Consider the following 14,582-nt stretch of genomic DNA (forward strand, 5'->3'; position numbering starts at 1 on the left):
AAGGTGATCACGCTTGAGTAGACGTTTTAGTTATGAATAATGAAACAACAATCAATGAAATCCCAATCACAATATTGATCGTTAAATCCTCCCCAAATAAAAAGACACCTACTAAAGTTGCGACCAAAGGCTCAACAAACGTAAATAAAGATGCTTTACCAGCTTCTAAGGTTTGCAGTGCACTAGTATAAAGAAAAAAAGGTAAAAGCGTTGAAATTAAACTCAAAGCAAGAATTGTTATTAAGTAGGATGGCGAAGATACAAGTAACCCTTTTATTTCACCTGGGTGACAAAACGGTAAAAGTGAAATCGTCGCAAATATAAAGGTATACATAATAACGGTGAGCCAATTGTATTTTTTTAGTGCAATTTTACTAAATATACTGTAAAGTGCATAGCCAAGACCAGAACCTAAACCAACCAATAAACCTAATAATGAGGTTTGTACTGAACTCCCGAATAATCCTGCGGCGAAAAAAGAACCTGCGAAAGAGAGTACAAGAGCCATCAGTTTGCTTTTAGTAATTTTTTCTTTAAAGATTATTTTTGAGAAAATTACTACAAAGGATGGTGCTGTATAAAGCAAGATGGCTGCTAATGACAAGCTGTTTAAACTTATGCTGATAAAGTAGCAAACATTAAAGGCTGCGATGCTTAAAATTCCTGTACCTACGAACAACCAAAGGTCTTTAAATTGTACGTGAAATTTGCTTTTGTCTTTTACCAATGTATAGATCATCAGAAAAAGTGAAGTAAAAAGAGCCCGTAGGAGACTGACTTGAATTGCGCTATAACCGATGGCTAAAAGCGGTCTTGAAAATAAACCGATTATGCCCCAACAACATCCGGCGATAATTACATATAAAATTGACTTTAGTTCAGTGTGTTCAGTTTCCTTTTGGAAAGGGTGTGTTGTTTTTGGTTGTATTTTTCCTATCATAGAAGATGTTTCTCTCAATCTTTAGTATTCTTTAACCCGCAGATTCGTCTGTGTTTTTTAATAACTGAACCTTTTTATGCGATGTGCTTGCTAAGTAATCACTTCCAAAGTTGTGCATTGCTTCTAAAATTGGAATGATCTGTTTACCTAAGTCTGTTAATGAGTATTCTACCTTTGGAGGGACAATCGGATAAACGATTCTATCAATAAGACCATCGGTTTCCAAGCTTCGTAACTGTTGAGTTAACATCTTTTGTGTAACTTCTGGCATTTTACTTTTAATCTCATTAAACCTTAATGTTTGATAACTTAGATACCATAGAATCAATATCTTTCGCTTTCCAGATAAAAGATTTTGGACATAAATCATAGGACAGATCTCATATTGTTTACAATTTGCTTTCATATGACAGAGTTCGTGCTTGTTGTCTGTAATAATGGATTCCATTTCATACTCCTTATTATTCTAAGTATCTTTTAGGATACTATAGCACTTTAAAGTGCCTACTTGTCTAAAAGAGACTGCGTGATAGAATTATATCAGAATTCAAATGAAATGAATATCATTTTAAAAAAGCAAGGAGAAGAACATGAGCAAAGTACTTTACATTAAAGCAAATGTTAAACCAGAAGGCGTATCAAGATCTTTCAACGTTTCAGATCAATTCATTGAAACCTATAAAAAAAATAATCCAGAAGATGAAATAATTACGTTAGATTTATACCAAGAAGATATCAATTTCTTAAAGTCAGGAGACATTCAAGCGGTATTTGGACCGAAGACAGAAGAAAGTAAATCACATCCAATTTTAAAATATGCTTATCAGTTTGCTGAGGCTGATAAATATGTAGTATCTGCTCCATTTTGGAATTTAGGATTCCCTGCAATTCTTAAAGCATATTTAGACTATATCTGTATTACAGGTATAACGTTCAAATATACTGAAAATGGTCCAGTTGGTTTATGCACAGGGAAAAAAGCAATCCACATCGTATCTAGAGGTGGCCAATATGCTGATGGTCCAGCTTCAGGCGTTGAAATGGGCGATCGATATTTAAAAACGCTTTTCGCATTTTTAGGGATTGAAGATTTCACTACTGTCGCTGTTGAAGGTGTTGATATCATAGGAGCGAATATTTCTGAGATAGTTGGCACTGCAGTTGAATCTGCTCAAGAAATCGCTGTGAACTTCTAAGAAAATAAATTAGAAAGGTGAGTGTGAGTTCTTAAATTACACAAGGTTAATCATGGATAGATTAGTAGATTTTTTAAATGAAGCAAAGATATTTTATTTAGCTACAGTAGAAAACAATAAACCAAAGGTGAGACCAGTTGGTGGAAAACCTGGATTTGAGGGGAATGGTTTTGTTGAGCTTGATAGCAAACTCTATTTTTATACAGATAATAGAAAACCAATGTACCAACAACTCGTTAAGAATTCTTCACTCGAACTGACATTTCTCGTATCAAAGGGCTTTGTGAGAGTATCTGCAAATTGTGTTTTTGAAGACAACCGAGATGCGAAAGAAGCAATTTTAAGAGAAAACCCAGTTCTAAATAACTTGTATAAAGCAGACGATGAATTTCTTGAAGTTTACTACTTGGATGAAGTCGACGCTTATTTATACTCAGTAGGGCAAGCGCCACAAATACTTGCTTAGTTCTACGTAATAAACCCCATCATTAAGAAATGGTAATACCAAAGTAAAAGGCACATGTATGATAGCGCATACACGTGCCTTTGCTTTTTTTAGTAATCACTAAATAGATTCTCGAATAATAATTTCAGCATCTAAAAAAATCTGACGTGGAGGAGTGGTGTTATCTCTAATATGTTCAATCAGCATTTCACCTGCTAAGAATCCAAGTTGGATTTGAGGCTGCCAAACTGTGGTAAGTGGTGGTTCAGACATGATAGAAATATTGGTATTATCAAATCCAATGATGCTTACATCCTCTGGTACTTTTAGCTTCAACCGTCTAGCTGCTTTCAGTGCTGCCACAGCAAAGATATCAGATGCAGCAAAGATACAATCAGGTGGCTCGCTTAGTGTAAGCATCTGAGTGGCTACTGAGATAGCGGCGTCATAACTAAACTTAGGCAATGCTACCATTAAATTCTCTATAGGTGTAATCTCTGCATTTGCAAGTGCTTGGAGATAACCTTCTTGACGTTTGCGCGCATATTTGTATTTTAAAGGACCATTTATAAGTGCGATTCTTTTCTTCCCTTTACTGATCATGGTTTCAACAACTGAGCGACTTATGGCAGCATCGTCGATCGAAACAAATGAAGCTGAGCTTTCTTCATTATACTCAGCACATTGGACCAGAGGAATCTTTTGAGAAATTCGTTCAATATCAACCGCTGATGGAATCGGATCAAGTGTAATCACGCCCTCGGCTTGAGTTTTGTTGACGATATTGACGATGAAGTCGTAATCTAGTGTACAATTTCCGGTTCTTACGATTATTTCTTGATACCCTTGTCGAGAAGCAGCCTGAGAAATCCCTGCAATTACTTTAGAATAAAATGGATTCTCGATGTCTGGGAGCAAAATTAAAATTAAATTAGTATTGTGTTGATTGGTATAGAGCTCATATCCCGTTTCTCGCATAACGCGAATAATTTTGTTGTAAGTGTTTTCTTTAACACTGTTCTTATCGTTTATGGCACGCGAAACCGTAGCTATTGAAACACCCGCAGCTTCAGCGATATCATGCATGGTCACTTTTTCTTTTTTATTCATGACATACCTTTCTGTAGTTGGTAAATATTATCAGTTCCAAAATATACATTTATAATATCACCAAACATTTTTTATGTAAATATTTTTATACAGAGAACTCTAGAAAGTTCAAAATGTAAAAAATGTAACGAAAAACGTGCTAAAAATCGATTTAAGTGTAAAAAATGAAATTAAAGTTGACATGTTTTGTAATTGGTGATAGATTTGAAGTGTAAAAATGTCGTTCGTATTTAAGGAGGGTATTTATGAAGATTGGTTTTGTAAGTGCAATTTTACCTGAACTTGATTTAGAAGATGTTGTTGATTTTGCAAGCTCTAATGAGTTTCAATGCATTGAAGTTATGTGTTGGCCTTCTGGAAAAGCAGAAAGAAGATATGCGGGCGTAACTCATATAGATATGGAAAAAAGTGATGAAAATTATGTAAATAATGTAAATGATACATTTAAAAAACATCATCTTGAAATTTCAGCGCTGGGTTACTATCCCAATCCTCTAGATCCAGACCTAGAGAAAAGACAAATTTACTGTGAACATATAAAGAAGATGATCTCAAGAGCGAGTGATTTTGGCGTAGATACAATTACGACTTTTATAGGCAGAGACCCGAATCTATCAGTTAGTGAAAACTTGAAACGGGTCGGCGAGATTTGGCCAGATATTATTCGATTTGCAGAAGAAAAAAATGTAAAGGTTGCGATAGAGAATTGTCCGATGCTTTTTACTGAAGATGAGTGGCCAGGTGGAAAAAATTTGATGACGACGCCTAAAATCTGGCGACAAATTTTTGAATTGATTCCAAGTGATCATTTTGGTCTAAATTATGACCCATCTCATTTTATTTGGCAACAGATGGACTATATTAAACCGATTTACGAGTTCTCTGACAAAATTTTTCATGTACATATTAAGGATCTTAAAATACTAAAAGACAAACTAGATGAAGTGGGCATTATGGCGACACCACTTGAATATTGTTTGCCTAAGTTACCTGGGTTAGGTGATGTTAACTGGGGTAAATTCATGTCTGCATTAACGGATATAGGTTATCATGGACATGTTTCGATAGAAGTTGAAGACAAGGCATTTGAAAATAGCTTGGAGGATCGGTATACAGCATTAAACCAAGCACATAGATTTATCAGTCAATATCTATAAGCAAGTTTGATTTTATGATTAATTTAATAGAGAAAACGATTCTTTTGGAAAGGAGGATGTATTTCGACAAGTTAATGATTGATTTAATTAGGAGAAATATACTTTTGGAAAGGAGGATGTATGCTTAACGTTGGGATTATCGGGTGCGGAACGATTGCAAGGAAACGTCATGCTGTGGAATATAATAATAATTCCAATGTGATTATCAAAGGTTTTTATGATAGAACGAGTGCTAGAGCTAAAGAGATGACAGAGCTATATGGTGGTTCTGTATATGAAACAGTTGAGGAAATGTTAGAGGATCCAACGATAGATGCAGTTAGTGTTTGTGTGGCAAATGCCCTTCACGCACCCATTACGATTCAGGCATTAAACAAAGGCAAACACGTGCTATGTGAAAAGCCGATGGCGATTACATTAGAAGAATGTGAAGCCATGGTAGATGCTTCTGTAAAGAACAATAAAAAATTATTGATTGGACATAATCAAAGACTCAATGCAGCACATGTCAAAGCGAGAGAAATTATTGCCTCAGGTCAAATGGGAAAGGTTCTTTCATTTCAATCCACATTTGGACATAAAGGCCCAGAACTATGGAGTATCGCTCAAAGTAGCAATACATGGTTTTTTAAGAAAGATGCAGCTGTATTTGGCTCTATGGCAGATTTAGGGATACACAAGATCGACTTATTATGCTATCTACTGGAAGATAAGGTGGTTGAGGTTTTTTCTAAATTTGTCACATTAGACAAGCGTTTTCCAAATGGGGATCTAATCGAAGTAGATGATAATTCGTTTGAACTACTTACTTTTGAAAAAGGTGCGATGGGATCGGTAACCACCAGTTGGACACATTATGGAAAAGAGGCAAATTCAACCGTGTTGTATTGTCAAAATGGTATTATTCGTTTGTTTGACGACCCTATATACTCACTTGATATTGTGAATGCAGATGGGACTAAAATTCACTATGAGCTTGAGGCGATGCAAACGAATGATGATCATCAACAGATTAACTCTGGCGTAATTGATACATTTGTTGATGGTGCAATAAATAAGAAGAGGACAGTTTTGGATGCTGAATTGATTCTAGAATCCATGAGAGTCGTATTCGCATGTAAGGAATCAGCGGAAAAGGGAAAAGAGATTAGGATTTTGAGGGTTTAATTGGAAGGAGAATGCAAATGAAAAAGTATTTGGCTATTTTATTGTGTGTAGTGATGTTACTTTCAATGGCAGGATGTTCTTCAAGTTCAAACGAGGAATCGACAACTGAAGCGATGACAACAGCAGCAACAACTGCAGGAGAAACAATGGCACCAACGATGTCAGGCGATACAATTTATGTTCTTGGACCAACACCAGATCATGGTTGGACGGCACAAGCTGGGGTATATGCAGAACAAAAAGCGAGTGAGATTAATGCTGCTGGTAAATATAAAGCATTATATATGTCTGCATCAACTGGTGAAGAACAAGTTGACCAAGTTCAAACTATAATTGCAAACGGTGATGCTGCTGGCGTTGTATTCTTTGCACTTGAAGATTCAGCAAAAGCAGGACAAGAAAGCTTAATCGCTGAGAACATTCCATTTGTATCTTTCGATAGAATTATCGAAGGTCCAGATAAGTATGCGATTATCAATACTTCAGGTAACAACTGGCAATGTGGTGCCGGAATCGCTTATTGGTTACAACAAAACGGCATGGAACCTGGTGCTGTTCTCGTGACACTTATAGGTGATAATGGTACAGTATGTAGCAGAAGACAAGAAGGATTTGAACAATTCTTATTAGGCGAGCTTGATTATTTCGACGCAGATAAAAATGAAACCTATCACACCACTAAAGAGTGGACACAAGAAGAAATTGATGCTTTAACTGCAACTTATAAAGTCGTATGTAATTGGAGTGCAGACGGTGCATATGGTTACTTAGAGCAAAAGTTGGGGGATATCGTTGCTGATGCAAAAGATAATGGTCAACTCTTTATTTACTCTATGGATGATGAAATGACATTTGGTTTTATGAATTTACTAGAAGCAAATGCTGTGGACGATAGTACAAAAGCGGATCTTGAAGCACTTGATGTTTATATCTCAGCTATCGGTGGTATGGCAGAACTTTATTCTGTAATCGATGGGACTTCAAACCAAGCACCTATCGCTCAAAAATACTTTGACAACTTAATGAGCGTTTATTTCTCACCTAAGATGTTTGAAAACGCAATCAACTATATGGTTGATTATCTTGATGGCAATTGGTCACATGCAATAGGCGATGGCATCTATGAAGATGTTTGGATCGTTGACAAAGACAACGTATCAAAATATGAAGGCTTCAAAGGTCATAAATAGTTAGTCATTTGGGTGCGGATAATCACGGTTATCTGCACCCAATATACATTAATTGGATCAATGTGGGGAACGAATTATGAAGATTCTTGAAATGAAAAGTATCTCAAAAGCATTTGGTGGTGAACAAGCACTTAAAGAGGTTCATTTTTCAGTAGATCAAGGAACGGTACATGCGCTATTAGGGGAAAATGGTGCGGGAAAGTCCACGCTTATGAATATATTGACTGGCGTTATTCAAGGTGACACTGGTCAAATTATTTTTGAAGAGAAGCACTATCATTCACCATCTATCAACCAGATGGAAAAAGCGGGGATCGCATTTGTACATCAAGAAATTAATGTCGTTAACGATCTTATGGTATATGAGAATATATTTTTGAGTAAAGAATTGACGAATCAATTTGGCTTGCTTGAAAAAAAGAAGATGATTCAAGAAACGAAAAATTTGTTTGCGAATTTAGGCGTCTTCATCGATCCAAGTGTTATGGTTTCTGAACTGGAGACCAGTCAAAAGCAGCTCTTGGAAATTTGTCGTGCCCTTTATCAAAATGCAAAATTATTGATTTTAGATGAACCGACGACAGCGCTCAATACCAAAGAGGTTGAGCAGTTGTTTAAAATTATTAACAAGTTAAAAAGCGATGGCAAATCCTTTATTTTTATCTCTCATAAAATGCCTGAGGTTTTTGAAATCGCTGATGCATATACGGTTCTTAGAAATGGTGAATTTATTTCAAGTGGTAAGTTGAAAGATACAACACCCTATCAGATTGCTTCAGATATGGTAGGCGTCAAGTACGTAGACAAAGACTATTATATAAAACGAAAATTAGGTGACACAATATTAGAACTTGTGGATTTCACGGGAATAGGTTTTTATAATGTGAACTTACAGGTGAAAAAGGGTGAAATTATTGCTTTCACTGGACTAGCAGGAAGTGGTGCCAGTGAAGTGCTTCAGACTATGTTTGGTGTCATGCCGATAGAGGGTGGTTATGTAAGTTTACATGGCAAACCGATTCGAGGCAAAATCAAACGATTTATGAAAAATGGCATAGGTATGCTACCTTCCAATAGAAAAGAGAACTCAGTGATTCAAGATATGAATATCCTTGAAAACATGAATATTGCTGAGCATAATCTTACTATTAAAAACCAGCTTATAAAAAATAGCAAAGAACTGATTAAATATGAAAATTTGAAACAAATGCTTTGGATTAAAGCAGGTGATTCTAAAAATTATATTACTTCTTTATCAGGCGGTAACCAACAGAAGGTATTTTTTGCAAGGTGGCTCAATACTCGGGCGGATGTCTTACTATTTGATAATCCGACGCAAGGTGTGGACATCGGGGCAAAGGTTGAGATTTACAAGTTGATTTTGGCTTTAGCTGAAGAAGGCAAAACAATTATTATAAATACACTCGAGATACCTGAAATTATGAAAGTCTCCGATCGATGTGCCATTTTTTTTGAAGGTAGATTGGTCAAAGTTCTAGATCACGATGACATATCAGAACATAAAGTTATGCTATATTCAACAGATGCCATTAATGCAGGGGGAGGAGAAGCACATGAAGAAGCTATTAATGACGGCTTGGAAAAAATATAGTTTCATCTTTGTATTTGCCATCATACTCATTGTCTATGGAATTACCATTCAATTGAATGGCAAAACCTTTAGATGGAGCCACATAACCGCAATTCTTTCCAGCCAAAACACAGTTATCGTCGGTACGATTGCCTTAGGTATGGCACTTGTCATCATCACAGGTCAGATAGACTTATCCGTTGGTTCAGCACTTGTACTTAGCACCAGTGTCAGTATTATGGTTTTTAACATGACCAACAGCATTATACTGATGTTACTTGCTGCGATTCTTGCTGGAGTAGTATGTGGTGCCATCAATGGTATTCTTGCAGGCTACGCGAAAATGCCACCATTTATCGTGACTCTTGGTACCATGCTTATCTATAGATCGTTAATGCTCTCATTTGTTAGAGAGATTGATCCATCAATCACAGGATCCTCCAGTAGTCAATTTGCCATGATTTCAGATCATAGTAACTATGAAGCGCTAAGAATGCAGTTTGGAACAGGGAAACTTGCGGGTTTGTCTATACCTTACATCACCTTCGTGTTCGTAGGCGTTATGCTACTTATCCTTCTGATCTCTAAGAGTACAAAATATGGCAAGAGCGTCTATGCGGTAGGAAGTAATGAAAAAGCTGCTTTTTTAACGGGTACCAACGTCAATTGGGTCAAAGTCTCAGTATTTATCATAACTGGTATGCTCGTAGGAATCGCAAGCTTTATTCAAGCAGCTAAGATCGGCAATATCACACCAGCATCTTCTGGAAAAAGCTATGAAATGTATGCCATAGCTGCCGTGGTTCTCGGCGGTATTAACATGTCCGGTGGCCGTGGTAACATTTTGGGTGTCTTCTTTGGTGCTTTATCTTATACGACAATCAACTTTATCATCGTTAGTATTCCATCACTTAGTACAGATATTCAAGATACATTCCAAGGATTAGTATTAATACTTGTGATTTTGGTTCAAACGGTTGGGCCAGTAATCAAAGAGAAATTTATAGAAATAAGAAAGCACATGAAAAACGATCAACATCCTACGGTTTCTCCCAAACCAGTAGATCAATAGGCTCACTACCCCCTCTACCTATAGAATGAAGGTTAGACAGGCCTCGAGTTTGTTGCGCGATATGCGTACTGCTCGAGGTCTGTTTTTATGCGTGTTTCACTTAGATTTAGGTATAATTAAAATAAGTTAAAAACTAGCCTATCTCTTTGTAGAATAAGTTGTGATATAATCAAGTTTGGTAATCCATTCTGAGGTGATTTTATGTATGAAATTATAGCTATGACAACCAAATATGCACTGACTTTTGTAATTTATTGGTTTATCTTTAGAATTGCAAAATTAATTTATCAAGATATAAAAACGATGACCGTATGGGAAAGTGCCAAGGCATCTAATCCACACTTAAAATTGTTGTCTACACTAGAAGGCAATGATAAGCAAACAGTTACTGAAATTTTTCCTCTCGTCACTGGGACAACCTTAGTCGGTCGTGGCATTGAAGCACAGATAATTATCGCAGATCCACACATTTCATCGAAGCATTTACAGATCGAAAATACAGTCAACGGATTTGTAGTACGTGATTTAGGCAGTGCAAACGGCACCTTTGTTAATGGTGAGAAGATTGTTAAGGCTGAGCTATTGAAAGAAGGCGATGCCATAACACTCGGCGTCTCAAAATTGGTTTTTTCTGAAGGCAGGGAAACAAATGGATAAATTTGTCGATGAAAGATCTAAAAAGCATAAAGCAATTTCCCCAGTACATCTAGTTGCACTCGTGGATCTTGGATTATTTGCACTCTTATCCATAAGAACGGGTGTTTTTGAATCTATTATTATGATTTTAGGTGCTACGAAAATCGTTTTAACTTATACAATGTATCTAGTTTTAAAGAAATTTAAGATGGGAGATCCTTACATTGCGCTGATTGTAGCCTTACTTACCAGTTTAGGCCTTACAATGCAGCTTAGGCTTTCTACAGAAGTTGGAACGAAGCAGTTTATTTGGTTTTTATTAGGCATGGGCATTTTTTTAGTGACAACCTTTATCTACCATTATTTTCACAAACGCGTCAGAGCAATTTGGCTTTTTTACACGTTCATGTTTTCTCTATTTATTTTAACGCTGTTGATAGGGGTTAGGATTAACGGTGCAAAAAACTGGATTATTATTGGGCCTTTCTCATTTCAGCCCTCTGAATTTATAAAGATTTTGTTTGTATACTTTATGGCTTCATTTGTCTCAAATCCTGAAAAATTAGAATTTGAATTTAAAGGACGAAAAATCACCTCAAAGTGGACCTTAATGGGGCTGGTATTCGTCTTATTGGGATTTTTTGTCCTTCAAAGAGAATTCGGTACAGCACTTTTAGTGTTTATGGTTTACATTTCTACGCTGTATGTTTTTGAAAAAGCAATTGTATTCTCTGTGATCAATATTTCAGTTGCTGGGTTTGCAGCATTTTTAGCCATTCAAGTTCTACCTCATCTTCAAACGAGAATCACAACTTGGCTACATCCCTTTGCCGATATCGCTGGTAAAGGCTATCAAATCACCCAATCCCTCTTTGCAATAGGCAGCGGTAGCTTTTTTGGCACTGGAGTGGGACTTGGCTATCCGCAGTTTATTCCAAATGTTGAAACAGACTTTATTTTTTCAGCGATCTGTGAGGAGATGGGAATCTTTGGTGGGATTGCAGTCATTATATTGTTCATGCTATTGGTGTATAGAGGGATTAAGATCTGCTTGCTTTTAAGAGACCCATTTACAAAAACGGTGGCATTTGGATTGACCACAACATTAGGTTTTCAGACGTTCCTCATTATAGGTGGGGTAACGAGAGTCATTCCACTAACAGGCGTCACTTTGCCTTTTGTTAGCTATGGCGGCTCCTCACTGGTATCTAGTTTTCTGATCCTAGGTTTGCTCCAAGCACTTTCAGGATCAATCTTAAGAGAGGAGGGCTTTGGCGATGAAAAAAACAACAACAAACAGTAGAATTCTGCACGTTTTTGTCGTTATGAGCATCTTATTTTTAATCTTGATCGGCTATATGACCTACTTTGAACTTCAGGGCAAATCATCTTTGATGTCCAATAGCTATAATAGACGTTTAAAGGCCTATGAAGAAGGGATAATCAGAGGTTCCATTCTCGATCGAGATGGTGAGGTCCTTGCCGTTACAAAGGTAAAAAGCGGTGTAACAACCAGAAGCTATCCTTATAAAAGACTGTATGCACATGTTATCGGATATAGCAATGATATGCTAGGCAAAACACTTTTAGAAGCTCAATACAATGACACCTTACTCGGACTCAATGCACTTGGCATCGTCGGAAATACGATGAGCCTCATAACCGGTGAACCAAAGACGGGAAACAACTTGATTTTGACCATAGATCATGACTTACAATCACGAGCGCGAGAACTCATCGGCGACAAACGCGGTGCAATCGTGGCGATAAACCCCAAAACGGGTGAAATCCTAGCCATGGTGAGTACGCCAGACTATAACCCAAATGAAAGCGCATTAGAAGAGAATTGGGATTACCTAACGGCGGATGAGAACAGTCCCTTGCTACCAAGAGCTGTACTTGGTTTATATCCACCAGGATCTACTTTTAAGGTAGTAACTGCTGTCGCTGCCATTAAAAAAGGTTTAGATGACTTTCAAGTTGAGGACACAGGAAGTGTCGTTATCGATGGTAAAACATTTACAAATGCTGGCGACAAAGTCTATGGTACACTAGATATGATTTCAGCAATGACCGTATCAAGTAATGTTTATTTTACGACTTTATCTGAAAAACTCGGGGGAAGAGCACTTGTAAATACTGCTGAAAAAGCTGGGATCAACAAGAAGTTCGATTTTGATATACCGACGAGTAAAAGTAAAATCAACACAAAAATTAAAAGTGATACAGAGCTAGCAGCGACAGTAATTGGTCAAGGAAAGCTACTAGTAACGCCATTGCAAATGGCGCTTATCTGCGCGGGGATAGCAAATGATGGCGTTATTATGAAGCCATATTTGGTAAAGAGCGTTTCCGATCGAAATGGAGAAATTCTTACAACTACTTTTACTAAGAAGCTCTATCGATTTACTGATGCTAAAACGGCAAATCTAGTAACGGATATGATGGTTGAGGTTGTAAAAAACGGGACTGGCAAAAGAGCTGCGATATCAGGCATAACCGTTGCAGGTAAAACAGGTACTGCACAAAACGAAAAATCCAGTCAAGGTGGCTACGATCACGCATGGTTTATAGGGTTTGCACCTGCTGAGGATCCTGAAATTGCCATTGCAGTTCTCTTAGAAAACCAAGCCGAGGACGGTGGTCAGGTGGCAGCGCCAATTGCAAGAAAACTAATGAATTTATGGTTGAATCAATAAATTTTATAAACTACCGCTAACCTGTACAGGAGAAAAAGCATGATTAAGATGAATCGTTTTTTTAAGACCTATCAAGGATTACCAAAAAGTGTTTATGTCATATTTTTGGCTCAAGTCATCAACCGATTTGGTGATTTTGTCATGCCTTTTCTCACGTTACTGTTAACGACGCAATTTCATTATTCTGTTGCACAGACAGGATCTATCGTCATGCTAACAATGATTTTATCTATTCCTGGTGGTTTAATTGGTGGTAAAGTCGCGGATCATATCGGGCGGAAAAAATCTTATTTAATCTTTCAAGGTGCATCTGGTTTATCACTGATGATGTGTGCTTTCTTTTACACACATCAAGTGATGCTACTCTTTATTTTCATGTCCTCATTTTTTAGTGGTGCAGTTAGACCGATACTCTCAGCGATCTTATCTGATGTTCTGAAACCAGAAGACAGACAGGCTGGCTTTTCTTTATCCTATTTGGGAATCAACCTTGGCGTCGCATTAGGACCAATCGTTGCAGGCTTTCTTTTTAATCATTATCGATTTTGGATTTTTATGGGGGATGCAATTACCTCTTTTTTTTGCAGTCGCGTTGGTCATGCTGACCATAAAAGAATCACTTCCAAAAGCTATTGATAGTTTAGAATTTCAAAACGAACAAAATCAAGACATGCAAATTCAAGAGAATGACGTTGTGGAGAATCTATCTAAAGTCAATGAACATGAAAATGTAATGGAAGGCAACATTTTAGACGTATTAAAGAAACGACCACAACTTGTATTTTTTATGCTTTTCAACTTGTTCTTTAGTGCGACTTATGTTCAAAGTGGATTTTCGCTACCTTTGATTTTGAATCATCTTTATGCAGATCAAGGGCCACAGATATTTGGTACGTTAATGAGTACCAACGCAATCTCAGTATTGGCTTTTACCTTAATGATTACAGTGTTTTCTAAAAGAAATTCAGCGATTACGAACATCGCCATTGGTGGTATCGCTTATGTAATTGGATTTGGTATGATTGGTCTAATTAAAACGCTTCCGTTATTCTTTATCTCCACCATCATCTGGACCATGGGTGAAATCATCATGTCGATCAATTTTGGCGTCTATATAACAAGTCAAACCCCTGCCAATTTTAGAGCGCGTTTTAACGCAATTATAAATATGAGCTATGCAATTGGGGCCATACTTGGAACCGCGATAATAGGCATCTATATCGATCATTTTAGTATTTCAATGGCTTGGCCACTGATAGCGGGGTCATCAGCGATTGGTACCATAGGCATGTTCTACTTAGCTTTAAGAGAAAATCGAGGTAATCAAAAATAATTCGACTTTTACTTCTTATCATACTATCATAGTTATATAAACATAT

General features: G+C 37.0%; 15 protein-coding genes. 12 read left to right on the top strand and 3 right to left on the bottom strand.

Features of this window, described 5'->3' with window-relative positions; translation table 11 throughout:
- Nucleotides 1-7: 7 nt before the first annotated feature.
- Both AC4PID_RS14955 and AC4PID_RS14960 read right to left on the bottom strand, forming a co-directional pair.
- Nucleotides 8-940: a DMT family transporter gene (locus tag AC4PID_RS14955; protein WP_492132783.1), complete on the bottom strand. Its 933-nt coding sequence runs from the start codon at nt 938-940 to the stop codon at nt 8-10.
- A 31-nt stretch (nt 941-971) separates the two neighbouring features.
- Nucleotides 972-1,388: a winged helix-turn-helix transcriptional regulator gene (locus AC4PID_RS14960; protein WP_492132784.1), complete on the bottom strand. Its 417-nt coding sequence runs from the start codon at nt 1,386-1,388 to the stop codon at nt 972-974.
- Between the two features lie 142 nt (nt 1,389-1,530).
- Between AC4PID_RS14960 and AC4PID_RS14965 the strand changes: the two genes are divergently transcribed.
- Both AC4PID_RS14965 and AC4PID_RS14970 read left to right on the top strand, forming a co-directional pair.
- Nucleotides 1,531-2,136, top strand: coding sequence for an FMN-dependent NADH-azoreductase (locus AC4PID_RS14965; protein WP_492132785.1), 606 nt, complete (start codon nt 1,531-1,533; stop codon nt 2,134-2,136).
- 52 nt (nt 2,137-2,188) lie between these two features.
- Nucleotides 2,189-2,602, top strand: coding sequence for a pyridoxamine 5'-phosphate oxidase family protein (locus tag AC4PID_RS14970; protein WP_492132786.1), 414 nt, complete (start codon nt 2,189-2,191; stop codon nt 2,600-2,602).
- Nucleotides 2,603-2,701: 99 nt separating this feature from the next.
- Here AC4PID_RS14970 and AC4PID_RS14975 read toward each other — a convergent pair whose 3' ends face one another.
- Entirely contained in the window at nt 2,702-3,691 is a 990-nt protein-coding gene (locus AC4PID_RS14975; protein ID WP_492132787.1) for a LacI family DNA-binding transcriptional regulator, read from the bottom strand.
- Nucleotides 3,692-3,936: 245 nt separating this feature from the next.
- Here AC4PID_RS14975 and AC4PID_RS14980 point away from each other — a divergent pair, with 245 nt between their 5' ends.
- From AC4PID_RS14980 to AC4PID_RS15025, 10 genes are all read left to right on the top strand, one after another.
- On the top strand, nt 3,937-4,848 hold the full coding sequence (locus AC4PID_RS14980) for a sugar phosphate isomerase/epimerase family protein (RefSeq protein ID WP_492132788.1): 912 nt from the start codon (nt 3,937-3,939) through the stop codon (nt 4,846-4,848).
- A gap of 120 nt (nt 4,849-4,968) precedes the next feature.
- A complete protein-coding gene (locus AC4PID_RS14985) occupies nt 4,969-6,015 on the top strand; it encodes a Gfo/Idh/MocA family protein (RefSeq protein WP_492132789.1) in 1,047 nt (348 codons plus the stop codon).
- A 17-nt stretch (nt 6,016-6,032) separates the two neighbouring features.
- On the top strand, nt 6,033-7,205 hold the full coding sequence (locus AC4PID_RS14990) for a sugar ABC transporter substrate-binding protein (protein WP_492132790.1): 1,173 nt from the start codon (nt 6,033-6,035) through the stop codon (nt 7,203-7,205).
- 76 nt (nt 7,206-7,281) lie between these two features.
- Entirely contained in the window at nt 7,282-8,817 is a 1,536-nt protein-coding gene (locus tag AC4PID_RS14995) for a sugar ABC transporter ATP-binding protein (protein WP_492132791.1), read from the top strand.
- Nucleotides 8,780-9,868 carry an ABC transporter permease gene (locus AC4PID_RS15000; protein ID WP_492132792.1) on the top strand — a complete coding sequence of 363 codons (1,089 nt, stop codon included), beginning with the start codon at nt 8,780-8,782 and terminating at the stop codon, nt 9,866-9,868. Before AC4PID_RS14995 ends, AC4PID_RS15000 begins: the two co-directional genes overlap by 38 nt.
- 201 nt (nt 9,869-10,069) lie before the next feature.
- Complete coding sequence (locus AC4PID_RS15005; protein WP_492132793.1) at nt 10,070-10,525, top strand: FHA domain-containing protein; 456 nt, start codon at nt 10,070-10,072, stop codon at nt 10,523-10,525.
- A complete protein-coding gene (locus tag AC4PID_RS15010; protein WP_492132794.1) occupies nt 10,518-11,807 on the top strand; it encodes an FtsW/RodA/SpoVE family cell cycle protein in 1,290 nt (429 codons plus the stop codon). The genes AC4PID_RS15005 and AC4PID_RS15010 overlap by 8 nt, the downstream gene beginning before the upstream one ends.
- Entirely contained in the window at nt 11,782-13,203 is a 1,422-nt protein-coding gene (locus AC4PID_RS15015; protein WP_492132795.1) for a peptidoglycan D,D-transpeptidase FtsI family protein, read from the top strand. The genes AC4PID_RS15010 and AC4PID_RS15015 overlap by 26 nt, the downstream gene beginning before the upstream one ends.
- Before the next feature lie 39 nt (nt 13,204-13,242).
- Nucleotides 13,243-13,839 (top strand): MFS transporter, encoded by a 597-nt coding sequence (locus tag AC4PID_RS15020; RefSeq protein ID WP_492132796.1) that lies wholly within the window; start codon nt 13,243-13,245, stop codon nt 13,837-13,839.
- The gene (locus AC4PID_RS15025; protein ID WP_492132797.1) at nt 13,766-14,536 is read left to right on the top strand and encodes an MFS transporter; all 771 of its coding nucleotides are present in this window, start codon (nt 13,766-13,768) and stop codon (nt 14,534-14,536) included. The genes AC4PID_RS15020 and AC4PID_RS15025 overlap by 74 nt, the downstream gene beginning before the upstream one ends.
- Nucleotides 14,537-14,582: the final 46 nt, after the last annotated feature.

This window comes from Fusibacter sp. QWL-12 (assembly GCF_058683495.1).

Excerpts from the sequence above, each read along its gene's own strand:
- AC4PID_RS14995 (WP_492132791.1), top strand. The coding sequence starts at position 7,282 with ATGAAGATTCTTGAAATGAAAAGTATCTCAAAAGCATTTGGTGGTGAA.
- AC4PID_RS14955 (WP_492132783.1), bottom strand. The coding sequence starts at position 940 with ATGATAGGAAAAATACAACCAAAAACAACACACCCTTTCCAAAAGGAA.
- AC4PID_RS14990 (WP_492132790.1), top strand. The coding sequence starts at position 6,033 with ATGAAAAAGTATTTGGCTATTTTATTGTGTGTAGTGATGTTACTTTCA.
- AC4PID_RS14960 (WP_492132784.1), bottom strand. The coding sequence starts at position 1,388 with ATGGAATCCATTATTACAGACAACAAGCACGAACTCTGTCATATGAAA.
- AC4PID_RS15025 (WP_492132797.1), top strand. The coding sequence starts at position 13,766 with ATGCAATTACCTCTTTTTTTTGCAGTCGCGTTGGTCATGCTGACCATA.
- AC4PID_RS14975 (WP_492132787.1), bottom strand. The coding sequence starts at position 3,691 with ATGAATAAAAAAGAAAAAGTGACCATGCATGATATCGCTGAAGCTGCG.
- AC4PID_RS15005 (WP_492132793.1), top strand. The coding sequence starts at position 10,070 with ATGTATGAAATTATAGCTATGACAACCAAATATGCACTGACTTTTGTA.
- AC4PID_RS15020 (WP_492132796.1), top strand. The coding sequence starts at position 13,243 with ATGATTAAGATGAATCGTTTTTTTAAGACCTATCAAGGATTACCAAAA.
- AC4PID_RS15015 (WP_492132795.1), top strand. The coding sequence starts at position 11,782 with ATGAAAAAAACAACAACAAACAGTAGAATTCTGCACGTTTTTGTCGTT.
- AC4PID_RS14985 (WP_492132789.1), top strand. The coding sequence starts at position 4,969 with ATGCTTAACGTTGGGATTATCGGGTGCGGAACGATTGCAAGGAAACGT.
- AC4PID_RS15010 (WP_492132794.1), top strand. The coding sequence starts at position 10,518 with ATGGATAAATTTGTCGATGAAAGATCTAAAAAGCATAAAGCAATTTCC.
- AC4PID_RS15000 (WP_492132792.1), top strand. The coding sequence starts at position 8,780 with ATGAAGAAGCTATTAATGACGGCTTGGAAAAAATATAGTTTCATCTTT.
- AC4PID_RS14970 (WP_492132786.1), top strand. The coding sequence starts at position 2,189 with ATGGATAGATTAGTAGATTTTTTAAATGAAGCAAAGATATTTTATTTA.
- AC4PID_RS14965 (WP_492132785.1), top strand. The coding sequence starts at position 1,531 with ATGAGCAAAGTACTTTACATTAAAGCAAATGTTAAACCAGAAGGCGTA.
- AC4PID_RS14980 (WP_492132788.1), top strand. The coding sequence starts at position 3,937 with ATGAAGATTGGTTTTGTAAGTGCAATTTTACCTGAACTTGATTTAGAA.